This is a genomic window from Sorangium sp. So ce426 (assembly GCF_051475585.1).
Classification (GTDB): domain Bacteria; phylum Myxococcota_A; class Polyangia; order Polyangiales; family Polyangiaceae; genus Sorangium; species Sorangium cellulosum_B.
This window is the reverse complement of the sequence record NZ_CP150341.1, coordinates 11,224,554-11,247,714: the sequence shown is the minus strand read 5'-3', so window position 1 is coordinate 11,247,714 and position 23,161 is coordinate 11,224,554. Positions and strand designations below refer to the sequence as shown.

General features: G+C 72.0%; 19 protein-coding genes. 4 read left to right on the top strand and 15 right to left on the bottom strand.

Features of this window, described 5'->3' with window-relative positions; genetic code table 11:
- The first annotated feature begins 51 nt into the window (after window positions 1-51).
- Window positions 52-654, top strand: coding sequence for a TetR/AcrR family transcriptional regulator (locus WMF44_RS42175; protein WP_437295707.1), 603 nt, complete (start codon window positions 52-54; stop codon window positions 652-654).
- Here WMF44_RS42175 and WMF44_RS42170 read toward each other — a convergent pair.
- The 3 genes from WMF44_RS42170 to WMF44_RS42160 all read right to left on the bottom strand — a co-directional run bounded on the left by WMF44_RS42170 (window position 596) and on the right by WMF44_RS42160 (window position 5,109).
- The gene (locus WMF44_RS42170; RefSeq protein WP_437295706.1) at window positions 596-2,068 is read right to left on the bottom strand and encodes a DUF362 domain-containing protein; all 1,473 of its coding nucleotides are present in this window, start codon (window positions 2,066-2,068) and stop codon (window positions 596-598) included. The two genes, WMF44_RS42175 and WMF44_RS42170, sit on opposite strands and share 59 nt — an antisense overlap.
- A 13-nt stretch (window positions 2,069-2,081) precedes the next feature.
- Window positions 2,082-4,328: a glycosyltransferase gene (locus WMF44_RS42165; RefSeq protein WP_437295705.1), complete on the bottom strand. Its 2,247-nt coding sequence runs from the start codon at window positions 4,326-4,328 to the stop codon at window positions 2,082-2,084.
- 100 nt (window positions 4,329-4,428) lie between these two features.
- The gene (locus WMF44_RS42160) at window positions 4,429-5,109 is read right to left on the bottom strand and encodes a methyltransferase domain-containing protein (RefSeq protein ID WP_437295704.1); all 681 of its coding nucleotides are present in this window, start codon (window positions 5,107-5,109) and stop codon (window positions 4,429-4,431) included.
- Between the two features lie 529 nt (window positions 5,110-5,638).
- On the opposite strand from WMF44_RS42160, the gene WMF44_RS42155 reads away from it, so the two are divergent.
- From WMF44_RS42155 to WMF44_RS42145, 3 genes are all read left to right on the top strand, one after another.
- Window positions 5,639-5,923, top strand: a complete 285-nt coding sequence (locus WMF44_RS42155) for an RNA recognition motif domain-containing protein (RefSeq protein WP_437295703.1) — start codon at window positions 5,639-5,641, stop codon at window positions 5,921-5,923.
- A 453-nt stretch (window positions 5,924-6,376) separates the two neighbouring features.
- The gene (locus WMF44_RS42150) at window positions 6,377-6,613 is read left to right on the top strand and encodes a hypothetical protein (protein ID WP_437295702.1); all 237 of its coding nucleotides are present in this window, start codon (window positions 6,377-6,379) and stop codon (window positions 6,611-6,613) included.
- A gap of 106 nt (window positions 6,614-6,719) precedes the next feature.
- Entirely contained in the window at window positions 6,720-7,076 is a 357-nt protein-coding gene (locus WMF44_RS42145; RefSeq protein ID WP_437295701.1) for a hypothetical protein, read from the top strand.
- Between the two features lie 77 nt (window positions 7,077-7,153).
- Here WMF44_RS42145 and WMF44_RS42140 read toward each other — a convergent pair whose 3' ends face one another.
- From WMF44_RS42140 to WMF44_RS42085, 12 genes are all read right to left on the bottom strand, one after another.
- Window positions 7,154-8,383 carry a CotH kinase family protein gene (locus WMF44_RS42140; protein ID WP_437295700.1) on the bottom strand — a complete coding sequence of 410 codons (1,230 nt, stop codon included), beginning with the start codon at window positions 8,381-8,383 and terminating at the stop codon, window positions 7,154-7,156.
- Between the two features lie 10 nt (window positions 8,384-8,393).
- The gene (locus WMF44_RS42135; protein ID WP_437295699.1) at window positions 8,394-9,827 is read right to left on the bottom strand and encodes a TolC family protein; all 1,434 of its coding nucleotides are present in this window, start codon (window positions 9,825-9,827) and stop codon (window positions 8,394-8,396) included.
- Window positions 9,815-11,932, bottom strand: coding sequence for a DUF3616 domain-containing protein (locus tag WMF44_RS42130; protein ID WP_437295698.1), 2,118 nt, complete (start codon window positions 11,930-11,932; stop codon window positions 9,815-9,817). Before WMF44_RS42130 ends, WMF44_RS42135 begins: the two co-directional genes overlap by 13 nt.
- A 102-nt stretch (window positions 11,933-12,034) precedes the next feature.
- Window positions 12,035-12,718: a DUF4956 domain-containing protein gene (locus WMF44_RS42125; protein WP_437295697.1), complete on the bottom strand. Its 684-nt coding sequence runs from the start codon at window positions 12,716-12,718 to the stop codon at window positions 12,035-12,037.
- 124 nt (window positions 12,719-12,842) lie between these two features.
- A complete protein-coding gene (locus WMF44_RS42120) occupies window positions 12,843-14,909 on the bottom strand; it encodes a PEP/pyruvate-binding domain-containing protein (RefSeq protein ID WP_437295696.1) in 2,067 nt (688 codons plus the stop codon).
- Window positions 14,910-14,998: 89 nt separating this feature from the next.
- The gene (locus tag WMF44_RS42115) at window positions 14,999-16,105 is read right to left on the bottom strand and encodes a hypothetical protein (RefSeq protein ID WP_437295695.1); all 1,107 of its coding nucleotides are present in this window, start codon (window positions 16,103-16,105) and stop codon (window positions 14,999-15,001) included.
- Window positions 16,106-16,166: 61 nt separating this feature from the next.
- Complete coding sequence (locus WMF44_RS42110; RefSeq protein ID WP_437295694.1) at window positions 16,167-17,150, bottom strand: hypothetical protein; 984 nt, start codon at window positions 17,148-17,150, stop codon at window positions 16,167-16,169.
- Between the two features lie 174 nt (window positions 17,151-17,324).
- A complete protein-coding gene (locus WMF44_RS42105; RefSeq protein ID WP_437295693.1) occupies window positions 17,325-18,500 on the bottom strand; it encodes a tetratricopeptide repeat protein in 1,176 nt (391 codons plus the stop codon).
- Window positions 18,497-19,063, bottom strand: coding sequence for an RNA polymerase sigma factor (locus WMF44_RS42100; protein WP_437295692.1), 567 nt, complete (start codon window positions 19,061-19,063; stop codon window positions 18,497-18,499). Before WMF44_RS42100 ends, WMF44_RS42105 begins: the two co-directional genes overlap by 4 nt.
- Window positions 19,064-19,255: 192 nt before the next feature.
- Window positions 19,256-20,608, bottom strand: coding sequence for a hypothetical protein (locus tag WMF44_RS42095; RefSeq protein ID WP_437295691.1), 1,353 nt, complete (start codon window positions 20,606-20,608; stop codon window positions 19,256-19,258).
- 77 nt (window positions 20,609-20,685) lie between these two features.
- Entirely contained in the window at window positions 20,686-21,765 is a 1,080-nt protein-coding gene (gene pheA / locus WMF44_RS42090; protein ID WP_437295690.1) for a prephenate dehydratase, read from the bottom strand.
- A 353-nt stretch (window positions 21,766-22,118) separates the two neighbouring features.
- A complete protein-coding gene (locus WMF44_RS42085; RefSeq protein ID WP_437295689.1) occupies window positions 22,119-22,979 on the bottom strand; it encodes a hypothetical protein in 861 nt (286 codons plus the stop codon).
- Window positions 22,980-23,161: the final 182 nt, after the last annotated feature.

Sequence of the window (23,161 nt, the reverse complement as noted above, 5' to 3'; positions counted from 1 at the left end):
TCACCTGAAAGTCATTGTGACGTCACGAAGTAAGTATCATGATACTTATAAATGGCAAGGCCGCGTAACATCACCGACGCGCAGATCCTCGACGAGGCGCGCGCGTGCTTTCTGGAGCACGGCGCGGGCGTCTCGACGACGCTCATCGCGGAGCGGCTCGGCGTCTCGCACGGGGTGCTGTTCCAACGCTTCGGCACCAAGGAGCAGCTCCTGCGCGCCGCGCTGCTGCCGCCGTTCGAGCCGCCGTGGATGGCGCGCGCGCGGGCGGGCCCGGACGACCGTGACGCGCGGATCCAGCTCCTCGAGCTCGCAGAGGAGCTCTCCGCCTACCTCGAGCGCATCGTGCCGTGCCTCGCGGTGCTCCGCTCGGCCGGCATGCACGTCGAGTGCATGGCCGAGCGGCGCGAGGACCTGCCGCCGGTCCGCGCGCGGCGCGAGGTGGTCGCGTGGTTCTCGCGAGCGATCGACCGCGGCCTCCTGCGCCCGGTCCGCCCGGAGCACGCGGCCGATCTCTTCCTCGGCGCGCTGCACTTCCGGCCGTTCCACCAGCACCTCTCGAACCAGGGGTTCGATCGGTCCGAGGGCCAGGCCTACGTCACGTTCGCGATCGACGCGATTCACCGGACGCTCGCGCCCGCGGCGGAGCGACCGTGACGCGCGGCGCGCCCGCCGCGTCCGGCAGCAGCGACGGCCAGCTCCGCGGCGGCTTGAACCGGTGGGTCGGCGCGGGCCCGTCGACGATGTGCTCGACCTCGTCGAGGTGACCGCCAGGGAGCAACACCCCGCCCAGCGACTCCCGCACGAGCGGTATCCGCGCCGGATCGAAGCCCATCACCCGCGAGGCGATCGCGTCGACGAGGCCCGGATCGAACCCGCCGAGCAGGAGCCCCGCGCGCACGGGCGTCGCCCCGAGCGGCCCTTCGCCCTCGCCCGCGACGATGCCGTCCACGATCGTCAGGTACCGCCGCTGCGGCTCCCCGCGCAGCGCGCCGCCGCGGTCCGCGAAGAACAGGATGCGGTTGAGATCCAAAATGGTCCGCCAGAGCGTGTTGTTCCCCTCCCAGCTGCCATCGATGACCTTCGGCGGCGCCCCGAGCCGCGGCGCGCGCGCGACGAGCGAGTGATCGCCGGGGAGCGGGAGCCGGCTGAGCTTGTTCTCCACCGCGTCTCCGAGACCTTGAGGCCGATCGAACTCGTCGCCGCCGACCGATGGATCACCCTCGGTGAAGTGCGGGAGCCAGTACTTCTCGTTCGTCAGGCCGATCACGCTCTTCAGCGAGAGCGTGATACCCGTCTTCTTGTGCGTCTTCAGCTTGGGGAGGTTGATGACGACATCCGCGTCGAGGAGCGTCTGGGGGATGCTGTACTCGTGCCGTTGCCCCGCGTGGTGCGGCACCGGCGTCGCGTAATGGCTGCGGTGGAAGCGGAGCGCGGCGCCGCGCGGGGCGCCCGCGCCGGCGAAGAAGCTGCTCGATCCAAGATCGACGACCCGGTAGCCCCGCGGATCGCCGGGCAGGCGGCGGCGGAGGAGCAGGCCGAGGTTCCAGGAGCGGCCGAAGCGGCGCACGTCGTCGAGCGCGAACACCGGCGCGATCCGGAAATACCGCAGGTCGATGAAATCGACGTCATGCCCCTGGGCCCTGAGGTGCTCGATGACGTCGAAGATGCCGAGCGGGCCGGCGACCTTCTCGATCTCGCAGCCCTCGACCGGGGAGTCGACGACGCGCACGCTGCCGCGCGGGCCGGCGGCGCGGAGCGCGTAGTCGAGCACGGGCCGGAGCAGCGAGCCGTGCGTGCTGGAGGCGGCGAGCCGCTCGCCCGTGATCTTCTGGTGGAGGTTCTTCGAGGAGACGAGGTTCGGCTTGACGACGACGCGGTCCCCCGGCGCGATCAGGTCGCCGAGCGGGTTCCACGCGGGCGTGCCGGCGCGGGCCGCGTCGAGGCCGAGCCGGCGGAAGAGCGCCTCGACGGCCTCGTAGACAGGGCTCGGCGGGCCATAGGGCGCGCTGCCCCCGTAGCTCACGCCGGGCCGGGAGACCGTCACCACGCGGCGGCTCGTCGCTGTCATCGAGAGCCCCCGGTCAAGCGCCCGGGCCGCTCAGGCCGGACGAGAGGATCTCCGCCGGCGCGGCGCGCTGGAAATCGACGTTGAGGCGCGAGACGCTCGCGAGGTGCTTGCCCGTGCGGACGAGCGCGATGTCGTCGGCGAACTCGACGTCGATGCGCATCCGCTCGCCGAGGTGACGGCGGAACGTCGCGAGCACCTCGTCCAGGACCTGCTGCGAGAACCGCCCGCCCTTGACCACGCGGAAGGTGATGGCGTCGCGCTCCTCCTGCACCACCTGGAAGCGCTTGATCGCGTAATCGAACTCCTTGAGGTAATGCGCGAAGAACGTGCCGGGCAGATACCGCCCGTCCGTCCCGCGAATGATGGACTGGACGCGCCCCTCGATGCGGCCGACGCGCGGCGCCCCGCGGCCGCAGGGGCACGGCGCGGACGGGGACATCGCCTCGGCGAGATCGCCGATGCGGTAGCGGACGAACGGCATGCAGAAGTTGTTGAGATCGGTGATCACGACCTCTCCGATCTCCCCCGGCTCGGCGGGGCGCCCGTCGCGCAGGACCTCGACGATGTACCCCTCGGCCACCACGTGGTGGCCGTCGTGCGCGTCGCACTCGTACGCGATGCCCGAGAACTCGCGGCTGCCGTACTTGTCGAAGACCTTGCAGCCGAACGCCTCCTCGATGAGCCGGCGGCTCGGCAGCGGCAGCGTCTGCGCGCTCGACATGATCGCGCGCGGCCGGGCCGCGACCTTTCCGGTGCTCTTGACGTAATGGGCCAGGAAATCGAGCGCCTCGGCGTAGCCGTCCATGAGCACCGGCCGCGCGCCGGCGATCCTCGCGATCATCTCGCCCAGGTTGTCGTCGGACAGCTCGAAGATCGGGATGAACGTCCGGTTCGAGAGGACGGCGTCCGCGCGCTCGCGGGCGGCCTGCCACTTCGTCATGCCGATCGTCTGGTGCCAGAGGCGCACCGTGGGGTCGCCGAAGCGGTAGCCCGTCCACTCCTGCGCCCGGAGCGTCGCCGCCCAGCGGAACTCGAGCTGAGCCCGGTCCGCGTAGCAGACGAAGGGCTCGCCGGTGGAGCCGCTCGTCGTGATCTTGAGGACCTGCGACTTGTCGTGGTTCTCCGACATGATGTCGAAGTACAGGTGGCGCCGGATATCCGCCTTGGTGAGGAACGGCAGCTTGTGGAGGTCCTGCTGGCCGCGGATGTCCTCGGGCCGGAGCTTGAGCTCCTGCATGCGAGCGCGGTAGTAGGGCACGTTGCGGTAGCAGTGGCGGAGCAGCCGCCTGAGCTTCTCGTCCTGGAGCTCGCGGGTCTGCGACGGCGTGAGCCACTGCGTCCTGCGCAGCGTCTCGTAGTAGTGCTCGACGTCGCGCGTGATCATCCAGTGGGTGTGGTTGAACGCGGCCAGGTACGCGCGCCACTTCGCCGTGGAGAGCGGGTCGCGCTCCGGCGAGCGGTCGACCACCGGGTTGCGGCGGAGGTACTGAGTCGCCACGTCCGGCGGGATCCGGTCCACGCGGTACTCCCACGCGGCCTTGCCGAGGTCGTAGAACGATTTGACCACGGCGCGCGCCGCGGCCTGATCGAGGAAGGAGACGCCCTGCCGCCGCTGCTCGAAGAGCGTCTCGACCTCCTTGTACGAGTAGCCCTTGGCGTGGGCGGCCACCAGGATGAAGGACTGCCAGTAAAAATAGCTGCCCTTGTACGTCAAGAGATCCTGGAACACCTCCCGTGCGCACATCACGAAGCCGCTCTTGTTGTCGTGGAGCGACATGCCGAAGGTGGTGTTCAAGAGGTGGTTGAGCCCGCGGCTCAGGTGGTACCGGCGGTCCCTGCGGCGCCCGACGGCGCTCCGCCAGCCCTGGACGACATCGACGCTGTGCTCGTAGAGCTCGCGCCGGAGGCGCAGCAGGTCCTCGGGCTGGTACTGGAGATCGGCGTCGATGGTGGCGACGAGCTTGCCGCGCGCGGCGGCGGCGCCGGTGCGCCACGCCGCCGTGATGCCGCGGTTCTGCGGGTGGAAGCACCCCACGACGAGCCCCGGGTGCGCGGCCATGAGCGCGCGGATCGTCGTGGCGGTGCCGTCGGTCGAGCCGTCGTCGACCAGGATGAGCTCGCCCGTGAGCGCCCCTTCGCGGAAGACGCCGAGGATGCGGTCGGTGAGCTCGGGGATGTTCAGCTCCTCGTTGAGGCAGGGCACGAGGACGGAGAGCTCGATCGGCGTCTCCGGCGCAAGCTCGGTTCGGGGTTCGGACATGGAGTGTTCGCCTATCTTGCCTTGAAGGAGACACCGCAGCAGGGCGAGGGGCGCGCTGGGCGGCCCGCGCGCACCGCGCGCTCCGCGCGCGCGGGAGCGCTCACCGGGGGACGCAGCGGAAGCACGCGCGGATCGGCAGCGCGCCGTGCGGCGCCGCGCGGCGCTCGGTCACGCGGAAATGGCGGTCGAGGAGGCGGCCGAACTCGTCGGGAGTCCACTGGTGCAGATGGTAGGCGTCGCCGCCCCACTGGACGCGATCCCGCAGGAGGTAGCCGACGGGCGTGCGGCGGACGATGTCCTTCAGCCGCCCGATGAGCGGGTCGTTCGGCACGGTGATCGCGGCCACGCCGCCGGGGCGCAAGAGGCGCGCGATGGCCGCGAGGACGGCGGCGGGGTCCACGGTGTGCTCCAGGACCTCGGTGCAGACGATGCGATCGAAGCTCGCGGCGGGGAGGTCGAGCTTGTCGACCTCGCCCTTGAGGAAGCGGGCGTCGTAGCCCGCGAGGTTCTTGCGGGCGGTGTCGAGGAAGACGTCGGAGACATCGATCGCCGTGATGCGGGCCCGCGGGAACATCCGGAGCACGTGCCCGCCGCCCGAGCCGACCTCCGCGAGGTCGAGGCCGGCGCAGTCGCCCAGCATGCCGCGGATGATGGCGAGCCGCTCGCGCTCGATGAGCCGGATCGGCAGCGGGGCGCGGTCGTAGTAGTCGTCGATCGGGTGCTCCCGCGCGAGGCGGTCGTTCAGCGCCTCCACGTCGATGTCGCCGGCTGGGTTCGGCATGGCGGCCCCATAGCACGGGGGCGGCGGAGCCTCACCCCGGCGGCGGCTCCGCGCCCGGCGATGGGACCGCGCGGTCATCCGCCGACGTGAGCGCCCGGTCGGCGGCGGCTCCCTGATCGCGTGAGAGGCCGCTGACGGTGCCGTGGGGCGCGCATCCAGCACGCCCGCCGGCAGACGCTGTTGAGCGCCCCCGGACGCATCCCGCGCGCATCACGTGATACGTGATACGTGACCGCGCGCTGGTTGCCGCTGCGGGCGGAAAGAAAGAGAAAAGATCGCCGAGACACTCCTTGCTGTTGGTGCCCCGAGGGAGTAGCTTGGGCCCTTCACGACGTCACTGGCTCTCGACACGATGCGTTCTCTCCTCCACGCGAGGGAGATCGTTGCTCGCGCGGATGACTGGACGACGCACCGTGTGCCTGCGCGGGTTCGCCGCGCGGCACGTCCCCGTTCGATCCGCGACGGCTTCATCGAATGGCAGGCGAAGAGCGCTCACGAGCGCAGCTGCAAGCCGTGAAAGCAACGTGTCATGGGTAATCGTCTCTACGTCGGCAATCTCTCGTACAGCACCACCCGCGAGTCCCTCGAGGCCGCGTTCGCTGGCAGCGGCGAGGTCCGTGAGGTCTCGATGCCGACCGATCGCGAGACCGGCCAGCCGCGCGGGTTTGCGTTCGTCACGATGGGCTCGGCCCAGGCGGCGAACAACGCCATCTCGCAGCTCAACGGCGCGATGCTCGATGGGCGCTCGCTCAAGGTGAACGAGGCGCAGGAGCGTCAGGCAGGCGGCGGCGGCGGCGGTCGCGGTCGTTACTGATCGCTCCTTCGTCGCGTCGGAACATCGCGGCGGGTCATGAAGGCCCGCCGCGTTTATTTTGTCTTCGAGACGCCCGAGCCGCGCGCCGGTGCGCGCGAGCGCCGCGCCAGGCGAGAGGGCCACTGGAGCATGGGGCCCTCTCGCCTGGCGCGGCGCCATCGTGAGCTCGTGCGGCCACCAGCGCAGGATCGTGAAAAAGCCCCGCATCGATGAGATCGGCCTCTGTATTATCGTGGTGCCGCGGCGCATTCTCTGGTACATGATGACGGTTGCGCAGCGAAGTTGGACGCTCGCGCAGCGAAGTCGACAGCGATGCCGCCTGGACCCGCTGGGCTCGAGCGACAGGCAAGGCCGTAAAGAGCCGCTCGAGGCAGCTCCTGCATGCACATGCGGAAGCGCGCGCCCGGCGTGCCTTCCGCGTCCGTGCGGCTGAGCGCAAGGAGAGTGGTCGCCATGAAAGCGTGTTTATCGCGGGTCGTGGATGGCGTGGAACAGAGGCTCTGCTGGCGCTTCCAGGTGCACGGGAGGAGCGAGGCCATGTACGAGCCGGCGGATGGCCCGCACGGTCCGTTCGATCGCGACCGCCAGCGGAACCTCAAGCTGGGAGAGACGTTCCAGCGGCTGGACCGCTCGGGATCTCCCCGGAAGTACCATGGGCTCTTCTGGCAGCCAAAGAGCTCGATCGCGTGAGAGGCTGGACCGTGGCGGCCGGGAGCGAGGGCAGCAGCCGTCTCCGGCATGACACGGGACCGTGAACTTGTCGCCGAGCCAGCAACCGAGTCGTGCAAACACAGCCATGTCTACCTCCCAGAAGCCCGTCACCTCCGCCGCCTTGCTCGCCACCGCCGCCCACCTCAACTTCCGCGCGACGTCCCGCGACCGGAGCGGCTCGACGCTCGGCGTGCTCGTCAACGCGTCCGGCGCTCAGCAGTACCTCGTGATCGCCTCTGGCGGCGCGGAGGGCACCTGGACGCTCGCGAGCGAGCTGCCCGTCGGCCTCGCGCCCTTTCTCCTCTACGAGAGCGCCGCCAACGTGCTGCGCGGCGGGAGCCTGAGCGAGGATGGGAGCATCTCCTTCCATGGAGCGCTGTATACGATCGAGTCATCGGTCGACGGCAGCACCCGCACCGCGAAGGTGAGCGGCAGTGTTTGAGCGCTGTCGCGCTCGGAGGCCGCTCCGAGGAGCTGGTTCAGCGCGGTTGCAGCGCTGAGGGCCGAGCCCGGCTCCCATCAAGGCTCGACGCGGCACCTCGCGCTGCACCCGTCGCCAGCCGCCGTGTTGCCGTCATCGCACGTCTCGAGCCCCGCGACGTCGCCGTCGCCGCAGACGATCGCGGGATCGACCAGCGTGCGGCGCAGCTTCAGATCGCTGCGCAGGGCGCCCACGTTCGCCTTGAACTCGCTCAGGTCGCCCCGAGTCGCGTCGCCGGCGGCGGCCTTGCCGAGCACCTGCTCCGCCCGATCGATGGCCGCGAGCACGGCGCCCTCGTCCCACGCCGCGCTCACGATACGGGCGAGCTCGGCGCGATACCGCTCGTCGAGCGCCGGGATCTCCCGGATCCGGCGCGGGAGCACGGCGACGGGCTCCGTCTCGGTGTCGAAATGCGGGTCGTCCAGGATGCGGTCCATTCCGTGGGCGATGAACACGAAGCGCCCGTCGGCCGGGTTCTCGTACAGATAGTAGTTGTTCGCCCGGTAGGCGTAGCCGTCCCAGTGGCCGAGCAGCGTCTCGAGGGCGTAGCTCGTGAGGAAGCGATTCAGGTCGAAGCGCTTGCTCACCTCCGCGGCGAGCTGCTCGTCCGGCGCGTCCTGGATGGCGGCGGCGAGCGACCGGAGCTCTGCCCCGCCGCCGTCATCGCCGCGGTCGAGCTCCACGGCGTCGATGTCCTCGGCGAAGTCGCCGCAGCACGGACCCTCGTAGAGCACGCCCTCGTCGTTCACCTCGCCGAAGTGCAGCCGCAGGAACCGCTTGTCGATGGCCTCGGTGACGACGTAGATCCCCGCGTCCACGCCGTTGACGCTCACCACCGCGTGCGCGGTGCGCGCCGCGGGCACGCCGGCGCGGTCGTGCAGGACCTCGCCGATCTGCTCGCGAAGGAAGCTCGGGTCCTGCCTGGAGTTGTTGAGCAGGAGCTTCTTGAGCCCGTGCAGGTTCACCTCTTCATCGAACTCGTCGAACTTGATGCTGAAGCTCGGCTTGTCGGACAGATCCACGGCCGAGTTGCCCTTCTGCCGGATGCCAGCGCCGCTGACGACGTCGCCGTCGTAGACGATGGTGCACGGGACGCGGTTGTCGAGGTCCGTGCGGAGCTTCCCCAGGTGGGCCTCGTCGATGGTGATCGCGATCTCGTGCAGCGCCGTCCGATCGAAGACAACGTCGCTGCCCGGGTCGAGGGGCACACAGCCGCCCTGGCTCGCCGCGGCGAGCGCGAGGGCCGCGGAGGCATGAAGGGATCTCATCGTTCGCGGCTTACTGCTGAGCATCTCTCCTCCTCTCCGTCCCCTCCGCCTTCCGGCGATGAGCGCCCGCCTCGGCGGGGAGCCGGCCGCCGACCGCGTGCCGGAGCTCGCCGACCGCGGTCCAGTAGCGGCGCACGAAGCGCAGCAGCCGGAGCTCCAGGCGCACGCGGCGCTCGTCGATCTCGAGCGCCCGCCCCACGTCGACGTTGCGGCCCTCGATCGCCCGCTGCGCCTCGACGCCCGCGCGCTCGGCGGCAGGGGTCATCCGGCGCCGTAGCTCGGTCACGAGGGTCCGGGTGGCCTGGGCCTCGGCCAGGCTCGTCCGCACCTCGCGCGTCACGAGCTCGACCGCGGCGCCGAGCGAGCGCTGCTCCGCCTTGCGCGCCGCGTCCGCCGCGGCGACGGCCGGGCGGTGCGTGTCGAACACCGGAAGCTCGATGGCAAGCCCGAACGTCCACCCGAGGCCGAGCTCGTTCTCTCGCCGGAAGTCGTAGCCGACCTCGACGAAGGAGAGCCACGGCCACCGCGCGGCGCGCTCGGCCTGGAGCGCCGCGTCCGCCGCGTCGCCCTGCGCGGCCGCGAGCTCGATCTCGGGGCGGCGCTTGAGCGCGAGCTCGACGGCCTCCTCCTCCGTGGGGAGCTCCGGGGGAGGCCACGCGCTCTTCGGCGCGCCGATGAGGCGCACGGGCACGGCAGGATCGAGCCCCATGCGCGAGAGGAGCGCCGCGAGCGCCGCGCTCCGCTGCGCGCGCAGATCCACGCCGTCCTGCTCCGCGTCGACGGCGGTGAGCTCCGTCATCGCCTCGTCGACCGCCGTCGTCCGCGCGGCCGCGAGCTGCCCCTTCATCCAGGTGGCGAGCGACCGGCGCGCCTCGGCCACCGCGTCGGCGGCCGCGATCTCGGCGTCGAAGAGCAGCACCTCGTCGAACAGCAACCGGATGTCGGCCTCGAGGGCGACCTCGATCTCGCGCGCGTCGGCGAGCGCCTTGGCCTCGTCCACGCGCGCCTCCGCGACGTTCGCGTCGACCTCGCCCGGGCGGGCCACCGGGAAGCGGAGCGCGGTGCTCACGCGCGGCTCGCGCTCGCGGATGCGCTGGAGCTCGATGTTCGTGATGCGGAGCTCCGGGTTCTCGAGGTGGTCCTCCGCGTCGACCTGCGCCGCGGCCGCCTCGGCGCGCGCGTTCTGCGCCGCGAGCTCGGCGCTGTGGTCCCTCGCCCAGGCGACGGCGTCCTCCACGGTCATCGCGAGCGGCCCCGCGCTGGACGCGCCCGGGCCCGCGCGGCGGAGCGCCGGCGCGCCGGCGGGCGCGCGGCCCTCGCGGTAGAGGGCGATCGCGCGGTCGGACGCCGCCGGCCTCGGCGAGGAAGAGCAGCCCGAGAGGGCCGCGCAGAGCACCATGACGGGGATCGCCGCGCGGCGGCAGCGCTGGCTCACGGGCCCCACGAGAGCTCCTCGAACGAGGGCGCGGCGCTGCCGGCGTCGAACACGATCGTCAGCGAGCCCGGCGTGAGCGACGGCGAGATCCCCTCGGGCTTGAGCCCAGGGAACCGCTGGACGAGGCGCGGCGAGAGGACGCCGCCCTCGGGGCGATCCACCCGCCACAGCGCGCCGGCGTCGCCGTCCGCCGTCGAGGGCGTGGACGTCATGGCGAGCGCGCCGTCCGGCATGAACACGAGCTCCGAGATGCCGCCCGGCGTGGGCTTCCCGGCGACCTCCACGTCGACGCGCGCGCGGGCCCACAGCGAGACGCGGGCCGCGTCGAAGCGCGCCGCCTCGGCCGCGAGCCGGTGCTTCTTCTTCGCGCTCGCGGCCTCGACCGCCGCGGCCCCCTCGCCGAACAGCGCGCTCGGGGAGCCGACCCGCCAGATCATCGCGTTGCCCTGCGCGTCGAGCGGCGCCTTCAGCCCGAGGTACAGGGCGCCCTGCCGGAAGGCGAGGCCCTCGATGTCGAGCGCCCGCGTCCCGTCGGGGAGGCCGAGCGCCGCCGCGCGCGCGGGGTCCGCGTCGAGGACCTCGGCCAGGTGGATCCCGCCGTCGACGCGGAAGCCCTGGCCGTCCTGGCGGAGGCGCAGCAGCGCGGTCCGCTCCGACTTGCGCTTCCCCTTCTTGCTGTAGCTCTGCGACGACAGGAGGTAGATCTCGCCCGCGTCGCCGGCCGCGATCCCCTCGATGTCGCTCAGCTCGTCGACGCCGCTCACCAGCACCGGATCCGCGGCGACGGCGCCGCCCGGGGACATCGCGAAGAGCCACGGCGCGCCCTCGTTGTTCTGCTCGTGGCCCGTGTCGTCGCTGACGACGAGGTACCGGGACTCGCCGGGGCGCGCGAGGACGCCGGACGGCTCGAAGCGCGTCCGGCTCGCCAGGGTCGGGGGCACCTTCATGGGGGACTGCGACGCGACCGCCCCGGCCTTCGGCGCGGCGCCGGCCTTCGGCGCGGTCGTGGTGGGCTTCGGCGGTGGCGGCTGGGCGGGGGCCGCGCCGCGGCGCGCGTCGAACGTGATGTCGAAGGCCTGGCCGGGGACGAGCGCCATCGGCGCGTCCAGCGAGATGGTGACGACGCGGCCCCACGCCGGCAGCTCCGGCGTGAGCCAGCAGCGCGGGGGGAGCTGGGAGACGAGCGGGCCCACCGAGATGACCGTGCCCGGGATCGGGTCGCCGAGCTGGCCCCGGACGTAGAGCTCGGCGGCGTCCCCGTCGCTGACGCCGAGGGCGAAGCGCTCGGGGACGCAGGCGACCGCGCGCGCGCCCGTGCGCGCGCTCAGGAGCTGCACCAGGGGCATCCCGGCCGGGACCACGTCGCCGGGCTGCCTGTCGATGGAGATGACCCGCCCCGCGTTCGCGGCGCGCAGCACGTAGCTCGCGCGCCGCTGCTCGAGCATCGCGATGTTCTCGGTCGCGACGCGCACGTCGGCGTCGAGCTTCGCCGCCAGCCCCGACGTCCGGTCCCGGAGGCCGTTCCGCCGCCGCTCCGTCGCCTTGAGCTGCTCCGTGAGGACGCTCAGCGTCCGCGGCTTCTCGCTGGCGATCGCCGTGACCGTCGCGTGCTGCAGGTCGAGCTTCGTCAGGTCGTCGAGCACCGCCTGCCGGTCCTCGATGAGCTGCTTCATCCGCGAGATCTCGCTGTCCAGCACCTTCGCCTCGGCGACCGCCCGGCGCTGCTCCTCGCGGTGCACCGCGAGGTGGCGCTCGACCGTCTCGCGGTTCGTGTCGAGCTCCTGCTCGAGGAGGGCGAGCTCCATGTTCAGATCGGCCTCGACCTGGGTCTTCTCCGCCTTGGCGACGGCGATCTCGGCGTCGATCACCGACGTGTCCAGCGTCGCGATGATCTGCCCGGCCTCGACCTCCTCGCCGACGGTCACGTCGATGGAGGCCACCCGGGCGGTCTCGACCGGCGAGAGCACCTCGGGCAGCGCCTCCGCGTAGCCGAAGACCCGCCCGTGCGGGCCGCTGCCCACGTGGAGCCACAGGGCGGCGCCGAGCGTGAGCACGAAGGTGATCGCGGGGGCGGCGTCCTGGAGCGCCGCGCGGAGTCGCTGGTAGCTGTACATCGATGATCCTTGCGCGGTGATGACGGCGGCGGCTGCGTCAACGAAGCGAGAGCGCCCACGAGGGCGTGAACGACAGGCATCCTCCGCGATGGACCTCGGCCGCTAGAGATCCAGCGTCGGCTCCTGAAGCATGAGAGAGACATCCTGCACGCCCGGGATCGCCTGGAGCTTCGCGACGAGCGCCGAGCGGAGCTCGGGCGCGAGGATGGTGAGCTGGTAAGCATGCTCCATGACGGTCCCCTGCGCAGCCTCCCTGAGCGTCACCAGCGAGAAGGTCCGGCAGTGCGCGCGGAGCACCCTCGCGAGCGCGTCCTCCACCTCGGGCACGGCGGGCGCGGTGAAGCGGAGCAGGCCATCCGGCTGTCGCCGCGAGCCCCAGCCGGTGAAATGGAGGACCAAGGTCCCGGCGGCGAAGATCGCCGTCCCGCCGAGGGCCGCGCCGATCGCCTGGAGCCCGCAGGCGATGCCGACGCCGAGGGCGGCGAAGATGAACATGACGTCGCGCGGATCGCGCATGGTCGTGCGGAACCGGATCGCGCTCAGGCCCACGGCGACGCCGATGCCGGCGGCGATGCTGCTGCCCACGGAGAGCATCAGCATGCAGGTGATGACGCTGCCCATCGCCATGCTGTGCACGGACGAGCGGGAGTAGGAGAGCCCGCGAAACGTGGCCATGTAGACGAGCGCGACCGCCTGGCCGAGCCCGAACGCCAGCAGGAGCGCCACGACCGCCCTGCGGAAGTCCGTGGCGCTCCCCTGGGTGACCCATCCGAGCCAGTCTATCACGGCGAGCCGCTCTTTCCCGGGGCGATCGCCGGGCGCGGCGCGCGCCCGGCGCCATCCACGCCATCTACGTCATCTACGCGAGCCACGCCATCCACGCCATCCACGCCATCCTCGCGCGTCCGCGTCACGGCGCCCCGGAGGCGGCGCCGCGGCCAGGGTAGGGGCGCGCTTGCTTGATGTAGAGCGTCGGCGGCTCGTCGGGGTTCGCGTCGTCGTCGAACTTGAACTCCACGTCCATCGCGTACCAGCCGTCGTTGCCGCTCGCCGGCCCGTACGCGGGGGAGAACCGCTCGTGGATGGCGTCGAGCGCCACGCCGAGCTGGTGGACCTGCGCCGTCGAGAGGACGGTCTGGCCCTCCGGCATGAGGCTCGAGTGCGTCAGGTAGGTGACCGGCTGGTTCGGCTGGTTGAAGAAGTAGAGGAACGCGTCGTTCGTCACGCCCGCGGGCGGGGCGACCACCTCCACGTCACCGCCGAACTGCACGTTGACGTAGAACGCGGGCTGGACCCCGGCCGTGTCGAACGGGTTGTTGGTGATGGCCACGCCGTTCGCCTCCTCGTCCGGGAAGTTGTGGTGCACGAGCAAGGCCATCCCGATGGTCCGGTGGTCGATGCCGTAATAGGTGCGCTCGTCGAAGGTGCGGAGCTTCCAGGCGCTCGCGTACGTCTTGCGGATGGCGTCGAGGACGTCCTCCCAGTCCGTCGGATCGCCGGTGTTCGAGTCGTAGCAGCCGGCGCACGGGAACCCGTCGAGATCCTCGCTGTTCGTGCTGGTGCGGAAGCGCATCGGGTGCCCGGCGTACTCCGCCTCGATCTTCGCCCTGAGGAGCTCCTGGAGCTCGGCGTCGACGGGCGCGGTCTTCATGGCGTCGCGGAGCGCCTTCAGCTGCTTGTCGCGGGCCGCGGCGTCGGTGGTGAACTTCGGGTCGGCGAGCATCGCGTCGATCTGCTCGTAGAACCCGTTCTGCTTCATGAACTGGTCATAGTAGTACATCGGGATCGAGAAGGCCTTCTGGATGGGGACCTCGGGGATCCTGGCCAGGATGGAGTAGTGGGCCGACTTGCCGCCGAAGGCGAGCACGGCCTTCTTGATCGCGTCCCGGAGCGTCTCGCCCTCCGGCGGATCGGGGGTCACCTCCTCGAGGTCGCGCAGATCGGTGACCGTCAGATCCATCTCGGGGAGCGTGACGGGCGTGGGTTTGTGCGCCTCCCAGAACGCCTCGGCCTCCGCCTCGGTGACCTCGCGGACGCTCCAGGACGTCGGCCCCGCGGTGAGCTCGACGAGCTTGTCCTTCAGCGCGAGCAGGTCGGGGTGGTTCATGGCGTTGCGCAGCCCCATGTTGGGGGTGCGCCGGTTCTGGGACAGCACGTTGACGTGCGAGAGCGGCGTCTGGAACTCCTCGGTGATGATCCCCTGGACGACCGAGATGTCGTTGGGCGCCTCGTCGAGGACGACGATGTCCTGGTGGGACAGGTACTCCGTGGCGAGATCCGCCGCCTTCGCGAAGTGGAGCCGGCCCACCGCCGTGCCCAGCGAGAGCGGCTGGTAGTCGATCCCGGCGTAGAGATCGCCGGTGCTGACCACGGGGATGTCGGCGGGGAGCTTCTTCGCCTCGGCCGCGACGGCCTCCGACGTCGGGTGGAAGGCGAGCTTCGACCCGAAGAAGGAGGCCGCCTTGACCGCCCTGAACAGGGTGGCGATCATGTCCGCGGACGCGGTGTCGTAGGGGGAGAGCTCGACGGCCCACACGCCGGGGCCCTCGTAGTGCGTCACCGCGCCGAGGACGAAGCGGCGATCCGGCGTGAAGTACTCGGTCGCGTTGAACTCGGCGAGGGGCGGGACGATGGGCAGCGCGTCGCCCGAGAGGTGCGATGACACGAAGTCGTAGTGGATCAGGTAGAGAACGCTGTTCTGGAAATACAGCGCGTTCTGATCGGCTTGATCCAGCACGACCTTGACCGACCGCGCGCCGGGCAGGCTGGCGTCGATGGGCACCGAGGCGAGCGCCTCGAAGTCCGCGGCGCACCCGACGCGCTTCAAGAACTCCGTGGTTTCACCGGCGTCCGTGCGTTCGCAGACCTCTTCGGTCACGCCGGGGTCGTCCGTGCCGCCGCCGCCGCACGCGCCCGGGAGCGCCGAGGCGAGCAAGGCGAGCGCGACGATCGACGTGATGCGAGTGCCTTTGTACATGATTCCTCCTGAGATAAGGATGCTGACCGAGCAGCGGCGCGCGCCGGTGATCCCGCGTCAAGGCGTCAAGGTATCAGGGCTTCAGGGCTTCAGGGCGTCAGCGCGAAGCAGTAGAACCCGCCGTAACCGCCGCCGGACCCGACGGTGACCGTGCCGGGCAGCGGCCCCCCCTGCTCCAGGAGGTTGATGCCCGGCGCGCACCCCGCCTCGTCGAGCGACGACATCCAGTTGGCCATGTTGATGTTGCCGCCGGGGCCGGCGCCGGTGCTGCCGCCGGGGCCGCCGGGGCCGCCGGCCCCGCTGCTGCCGCCGGGCCAGGTGGAGCCCCCGCCACCGAAGTTCCTGGGCCACGAGTGACCGACGCGCGGCCGCCCCTCGCTCGTGTCGCCCGACTTGGCCGTCCAGTCCTTGCAGGTCGCGGTCGCGCTGTAGAGCTGTCCCTTGTCGTTCGTCCCCGTCAGCATGTCGTGGTTGTCCACCTCGGGCTGGCTCGGATCGGGCTGGTGGTTGGGGACGCCGTCCTCGTTCGGAAAATCGTCGATGATCGCAGGGTCGGCCGCGGAGGGGCGGTCGTTGAGCAGCTCCTCTTTGTTGTTGGCGAGCAGCCGGCCTAGCCGGTCGTACCAGGGACCCTCGCCGATCCGATCGATCGCGTCGACCTGCTTGCCGTCCTCCCCTGCGACGGCGCTCAGGAAGGCGCGCCACTGCTTGCTCCCCGCGCCGGGCATGCTCTTCTCGGCGATGGTCGCGCAGATCTTGTCCGCGCCGCGGAGCCCGGCGCCGGGGCCCGTCTCTCCGAAGCGGAGATCGCCGCCGAAGCCGTCCTGGGAGCCCGACAGCTCCTGCAGGGCGACGAGGCTGGTCACGAAGAAGCTGAATTTCTCGGTCGTCCCGCCGGAGCTGGACGAGGTGGTGGGGTCGCCGGAGCTGGACGAGGAGGTGTTGCCGCTGGACGACGAGGAGGTGCTGTTGCCGCCGGAGCTGGACGAGGAGGTGTTGCCGCTGGACGACGAGGAGGTGCTGTTGCCGCCGGAGCTGGACGAGGAGGTGTTGCCGCCGGAGCTGGACGAGGTGCTTGTCGAGCTGTCGCCCGAGGCGCCCACATCCGAGTCCGAACCGGAGCAGCCGACGCCGACCACAGGGGAGAGCAGCGCGAGGGCGAGGGGCAGCAGCAAGGGGCGATAAGTGCGTGTCATGGTCTCTGTGTCCTTTTCCTTGTTAAGCTAGACGGTCGGCCGCGCCGCGGATCGGCGAGGCTCACTTGCAGGTGAGATCGCTCTGGCAGGTCTGGCCCTCGGGGCACTGCGAGTCGTCGTTGCACGACGTGAGCCCCGCGATCACCACCGCCCGCTCGATCTGGGACGAGACGACCAGATCGACCCGGCCGGCCGGGATCGTCGTGGAGCCCACGGACCTGCGCGTGACGATGATCGTCGGGAAGCCCGCGACGCCGAGGTCGAGGAGCTGCTTGACGAGTGATGCCGGGACATCGAGCGAGCCGGTGTCGTCGACGTTGCACTCGATCATCCCCTTCGTTCCCCCGTGATGGCTGATGTCGAGCTTCACGTGGAGCCTGGCGATGTCGGCCTGCCCCGGCGGGGTCCACTCGATGTGCAGGGGCTCTTCGGGCTTGAGCTCTATCGTCTCGCTCAGGAGCTCGAGGGGGCTCACGCCCTTGGTCTCCACCGTGAAGGCGCTGAAGAAATCGCCGCTCGCCTCGAAGCGGAGCACATCGCCCTCGTCGACGGGCGGGTAGAGGAGCTTCACGCCGGCGGGAGGCTGGTAGTTGTTCGCCGTGGGGCTCATGACGAGGGACGCCTCGCCCGACTCGAGGTTCAAGCCGGTCACCGTCACGTTGCCGGCGCTGTGCGCGGCCGGGTAGGGCTGGCACGTGTCGTCCTCCACGCAGACGGCGCTGCCCCCGCAGGGCTCGTTGCAGAACGGGACGCGCGGCGTGAGGAGCTGACAGCCATCCTCCTCGGCCTGCACCTCCCAGACGAGCTGCGAGGGCGTGGGGCCGTCGTAGATCTTCCCGATCACCGACGTGCTGCCCGTCCCCGGCTCGGCGGCCGGCAACGAGCGCACCTGGAAGGCGCCGACGAGCTTCATGGGGTCGCCGGTCGGTTCGCCCGACCCGGTGGAGCCGCCGGAGCCGCCGGGGCCGCCGGCCGAGCCCCCCGAGCCCGACGGGTCGTTGGTACCACCCCCGGAGCTCGAGCAGGCGAGCGCCGCGAGGGCCACGACCCCGCCAAGGACGCCGGCGCGCCATCCGCCTCGTGAAGAGAATTTTTCAATTCGGCAAAGGTTTTGCGACATCTCGATGGCCAGGTGGCGACGCGGCGGGATCAGGGGTCAATCTTTTTTGAAGAAGCCCCACCGCGCGGACGCCGGCGATCCGGCGTCAGGCCCCTGCGCTCAGCCGCCGCCGAGCTCGGACAGGCGCGCGCGCAGCCGCGGCGCGTGGACGCTCTCGCCGTGACGCGCGAGGAAGTCGGCGATGGCCGCGCGCTCGTCGGCCGCCCGCCCGAGCCGGCGCAGGCTCTGCACCCGGCCGACCCGGGCCTCCGCGGCGAGGGGGCCGCCGGCGCCGGCGAGGTAGCGATCGAAGTAGCCGAGCGCCTCCGCCGCCTTGCCCTGGTGGAGCGCGATCTGCCCGAGCGACACCAGGGCCGCCCGCGCCTCGGGGCTCGCCGGGTACTGCGCGAGCAGGGCGCGGTAGGAGGCGTTCGCCTCGGCGCTCTTCCCCTGGCCGAGCTGGGTCTGCGCGCGCAGGAGCAGCGCTTGCGGGCCCGTCGCGGGCTCCTCCGCGCGCGGCCTGGGCGGCTGCTGCGCGCGATCCCGGGCGCTGGCGGCGCTGGCGGTCGCGGGCTCGCCGGTGGGCGCGCCGGCGCCGGGCGACGGCGCGGCGGCGGGCGCGCTCGCGCCGGGTGGCGGTTCGCCGCTGGGCGCGTCGGCGCCTGACGAGGGCGCGCCGGCGCCTGGCGAGGGCTCACCGGCGCCTGGCGAGGGCTTGCCGGTGGGCGCGCCGGCGCCTGGCGGAGGCGCTTCCGGCACCGAGAGCGTGGGGAGGCTCAGGACCGTGCGCCGCGCGCCGCTCGGATCGAGCGCCTCGCTCGGCGTCGGCGGGGGCGCCTGCGCGGGCCCGTCGAACAGCTCCGCCGCGAGCGCGGCCAGGAGCGTCGCCGCGACGGCGACGCCCGCGAGCGACCCGGCGATCCCGCGCCGCAGCATCGGCCGAGGCGCCGCGCGCAGCCGCGCCGTGCTCTCGGGCGCGGCCTCGACGCGGGCGCCCCTCGGGTCGAGGCGAGCGGCGTGGGGCTCGACGCGGGCGCCCCCGGGCCCGAGGCGGGCGCGCGCGAGCACCTGCTGCAGCATGGCGGCGTCGCTGAGCTCGCGGCCGTCGCCGCGCGCGTCGCCGAGCCTGCCGATGGCGGCCCAGAGCGGCGCCTCGCCGCGGAGCTCGGGGTCGTCCTGCTCGGCGCGGCGGAGGAGCTCCGCGTCCTCGGGGCGGATCGGCTCGCCGCGCGCCTCCGCGGCGAGGATCGCGGGCAGGAGATCCAGATCGATCTCGGACTTCTGCGTCCCTGTCATGATGCTCTCTTCCGGCCGACGGCGAGGTCCTGTCGCACCTGCTTGCGGAGCGCGCCGATCCCGAGGCGCAGCCGGCTCTTCACCGTATCGGCGCTGACCTCGGTCATTCCGGCGATCTCCTCGATGGAGTAATCGAGCGCGTGGTGCAGGAGGATCACATGGCGCTGCGCCTCCGGCAGCTCGTCGAGGTACGCGCGCGCCTCGCGCGGGAGGGCCTCGAACGGGGGTTGGTGCGGCGCCTGGGCGATCTCCTCGTCGATCGCGCTCTCCGGGGCCACGGGCGCGCCTTCCCTGCGCTGCTGCCTTGCGTACCGGAGGATCGTCCGGACGGCGACGCGCCTGGCCCAGGCCTCGACGGCGGCGTCGCCGCGGTAGCTCGACGCGCTCTCGAGGATCGCGAGCAGGGCGAGCTGCGCGGCGTCGTCGGCGTCGGCCGCGCTGCGGAGGAACGTCCGCGCGATCCGGCGGACCCGCGAGATCACGTGCGTCATGAGCCAGGCCTGGGCCTCCGGGTCACCCGCGCCGGCGTGGCGCATCCGTTCGAGCTCAGACGGCGAGGACACGGCGGTCGACGGGGCAGGCGGCGGTGCGGGGACGGGGCGCGTCATGGCGCTGGCCAGGAGCGGCTCGGGCAGGGGGCCGAGGCTCCTGGAGAGAGCTCGCGCGTGCTCAGCGTCCATCGCATCGTCCTGGTGCGACGCACGGCCCGAAGCGGGTCAATTTTCCTTTCGTGTTGGGTCATGCGGCGCGGGTGGTCATTTCCTGACCATGCCCGCGGGGGCCGGCGGGGCCGACATGTCGAGGCCGAGCTCGAGCCCGACGCCGGCGAGGATCCGCACCGGATTGGCTGAAAGCGCGAGGGCCGGGTGTACGGTGGCGTCAGGCTCCGTCAGGAGCACGTCCACACCCAGCGTCGTCTTGAGGCGGAGCCACCCGGTGAGCGGGACCCCGAGCTCCGCGACAGGCGCGACGCTCACGAGCACGTCGGTGCGGGCCTCGGGCGGCGGCAGCTGCTGCGGAAACATCCTCGGCCACCGCCACGGGGGCGGCGCTGGCGGGAAATGACCGGGAGGTGGCGGGAACGGGGGTGGCTGCTCGAGCGCCTGCTGGGTCGTGCCTTCCTCGGGGACGCGCTCGACGATATCGACGGTGGCGCGCGCGCCGAGCTGCAGGTCGAGGCCCAGGGGGAGCCTGACGCGGACCTGGCCGGTCGTGATCACCGGGTGGCGCAAGAGCTCGAACGTGGACTGCTCGTTGCCGAGGGAGGTCGAGGGGATCAGCTCGTACCCCAGGCCGAGGACGGCGTAGTCCACCGGCGCCCAGGAGGCGCGGAGCGCGGCGGCGCTCTGCCAGGGCGCGGCGCTGCTGAAGCTCGCGCCGGCGTAGCCGGCGAGGACGGCGAACGTGGGCAGCGGGCTCGCTTCGCGGCGGGCGCCCGTGGATGGCGACGGCGGGCCCGCGGGCGGCTGCAGGTCCAGCGCGGCGTCCGCGGGCGCGGTGGCCGCGGGCGCCGCGGGGGATGCGGGGGACGCGGCGAGCCCGGGGGCACCGTCGGGCTCGGGCGGAGCCGCTGGAGCCGGCGCGGCCGGGGCGACCTTCACCTCGGCCAGGCCGGCGACGTGGCCCTCGCGGAGCTCCTCGGCGACCGCGCCGGCGATGTTGGCGAGCGACTCGAGGGCGGTGGCGGTCTGCCCGGGCAAGACCGGGATGCGGCGGCCGTAGATCTGCTCGCCGTCGCGCTCGACCACGTACAGGGCGAGCTCGTCGCTCGCGCCGGCGTCGATCCAGAGCACTCCCCGCGCGTCCCACGCGTCGGCGAGCGCGTTGGCCTCGGGGAGGAGCGTCTGCAGCACGGGTCTCGGTGTGCCGGGGCGGACGATCTGAACGCGGACGCCGACGGGGCGGATATGGGCGACGACGAGGTCGAGGGCGCGTTTGTCGATGCCGCCGGCGCCCGGGAAGGCGGCGAGGACGAGCACCGGCTCGCCGGCGGCGGGCGGCTCGCCCGCTGCGGCGGGCAGGGAGACGGCGGCCAGCAGGGTGCCGGCAGCCGCGCTCGCGGCCGTTCGGGCAGCGCGGAGGGCGAGCGCGAGCGACGCGGCCGGCACGGGCGCGGAAAATTATCACCCTTCGCCGCGGGGCACCATCCCCCGTCGCGGCTCGGCGGGATGGCCGCGCCCGCGCCTCAGCGCGCGCCGGTCGACCGCGGGTAGCTCCCGAGCACCTTGACCATCTCGCAGCGCGCGCGGAGCCGCTCGATCGCGTCGGCGACGCGCGGATCGCTCCGGTGGCCTTCCAGATCGACGAGAAAGACGTAGTCCCAGTGCTTCTGCCGGCTGGGCCTCGACTCGATCCGGGTCAGGTTGATGCCCGCGTCGTCGAAGATGGCGAGGACCCGGCGGAGCGCGCCGGGCTCCTCCTGCACGGAGAAGACGATCGAGGTCTTGTCCGCGCCCGTGGCGGGCGCGTCGGCCGGGGCGATGACGATGAAGCGCGTCGCGTTCTCGGCGCGGTCGTGGATGCGCTCCCGCAGGAGCGGAAGCCCGTAGAGCTCGCCCGCCCCGCGGCTGCCGATCGCCGCCGCGGCGGGGTCGCCGAGGGCCTCGTGCGCCGCCGCGGCCGCGGAGACGGTCTGGACGATCTGCGCGCCGGGGAGGTGCTTCGCGAGCCAGAGGCGGCACTGCGAGAGCGCGTGCGGGTGCGCGTGGACGCGCGCGACGCCGCTCAGCCCCTCCGCCTTGCTGAACAGGCAATAGGCGACGTCGAGCACGAGCTCCTGCCGGATCTGGAGGTCGCTCTCGATCAGGGCGTCCGCCGTCAGGGTCACCGAGCCGTCGGTCGAGCTCTCGACGGGGACGACGCCGCAGGCCGCCTCGCCCGCGCGCACGGCGTCGAAGACGCCCTCGATGGTGCCCGTCTCGCGGTAGCGCGCGGCCAGCCCGAACAGGTGCCGCGCCGCGACCTCCGCGAAGGCGCCCTCCGTCCCCGGAAAGGCCACCTTCATGGGCTCCTCGAGCGACAGGCAGGCGCTCATCACCTCCCGGAAGACGACCCGGATGGCGTCGCCCGGGAAGCGGCCCGCGCCCTTCGCCTGCAGGCGGGTGAGCACGCGCCGCTCCCGCTCCGGGTCGTGAAACTGCGTGGCGTTCGCCGCGCGCTTCGCGTGCGCGACCTCGACGGCCACCTCGGCCCGCTCGGCGAGGAGATCGAGGATCCGGTCGTCGATGCTGTCGATGCGCTCGCGAAGGTCGCCAAGGGTCGCCATGGTTCGTTCCACCTCGGATGGGGAAGGGCGGGCATCAAAGCGCAGGGGGCGCTGCAGCGCAAGGCTCGCCTCGGCGCAGGGAATGCGGCGCGGAACGCGCGCGAGGGAGATGCGCGTCCGGGGCGAAGCGGCACCCGTGCGGGCTCGACGCGTGGAGCGGATGGGTGAGAGAGAGCCGGTGAGGGGGCAGAGGAGAGGAAGAGAGAGCTCTTGGCGCGGGAGCGAGAGGATCGGGCGCGGGAGCGAGAGGATCGGCTGCCGGGGTGAGAGGATCGGGCGCGGGAGCGAGAGGATCGGCCGCCAGCGTGAGAGGATCGGGCGCGGGAGCGAGCGAATGGCGCCCGTGGGAGAACTTATGCTTGCGGGCTCAGCTCGGGAGCGGCGGCGGGTTCGGTGGTCTGGGCCTTCCTGCGGGAGCGCCGTCGCACGTTCGTCCGGTAGCGCGATACGAACTTAGCCGCGATCTTGGGCTGGTCGCGAAACGCGTACCGGCCGCCCTCACGGGTTTCCTTGGCGAGCTCGTCGGCGGCCCAGAAGCAACGGTTGCGAAGATCCAGCGCGTGTGCGGCGCTCGCGTCCGATGCCTCGTTGGCGGCGGCGTGTTCGAGCGCGTCGGCGAGCGCCGTGGCCCGCGCGAGATCCTTCGTCGTGATATCGGTCACGCCGAGCGCGCCCTCGTGATCGGACCAGAAGTCGACGAGATCGCGCAGGTCCTGGATGGTGTCCGAAAGGCCGGAGCCGTCGGCGATGCGCGAGAGCTCTGCCTGGGCGGCGTCGTCGTTGCGGCAGCCCCAGCGGCCGCCGGCCACGAGCTTCGCGTCGAGCGCCTCGGCCTCGTCGCGGAGCTTGCGCTGCGCAGACGCGAGCGTCACGGCGCCGCGCGCCCTCTGCCACCCCTTCTCGAGGGCGCCGAGGCGCCGCGCGAAGCGCGCGAGGAGATCCACCTTGTCGGAGGTGATACCGATCCTCGACATGCGTGATTGCTGCGCGTGCGCGAGGCGCGCCAGGGAGGTGAGCTCGTGCTCCGCGACGCTCGCAGGCATGTCGGGGGCAGAGGCGTAGGCCGAGTCCAGCGCGAGGAGCGCCTCCTCGCTGGTCGGATCGTGGGGCTTCGCCGCCGGGCGCTTCGACGTTGCGGCCGGCGTCCTGCTGGACGACCTGGCCTTGGGAGACGTGGATCCGGGCGTGTTCTTCACGGTGCGTGTCGGGGGCATGAGCTCCCTCCTGGTTGAGAGTAATTGGAGGATGATCGCGTATCGAGGGTGGCTGTCAAGGTCGTTTGGCGCGCTGAGGCGTCTGAATGCTGCTGCGCCGAGGCGTGCGCGAGACATCGAGGGAGAGGCGGCCGGCGAGGCGAGGAGAGGGCGGCGCGCTGTAATCGGTTGTAATCGAGTCG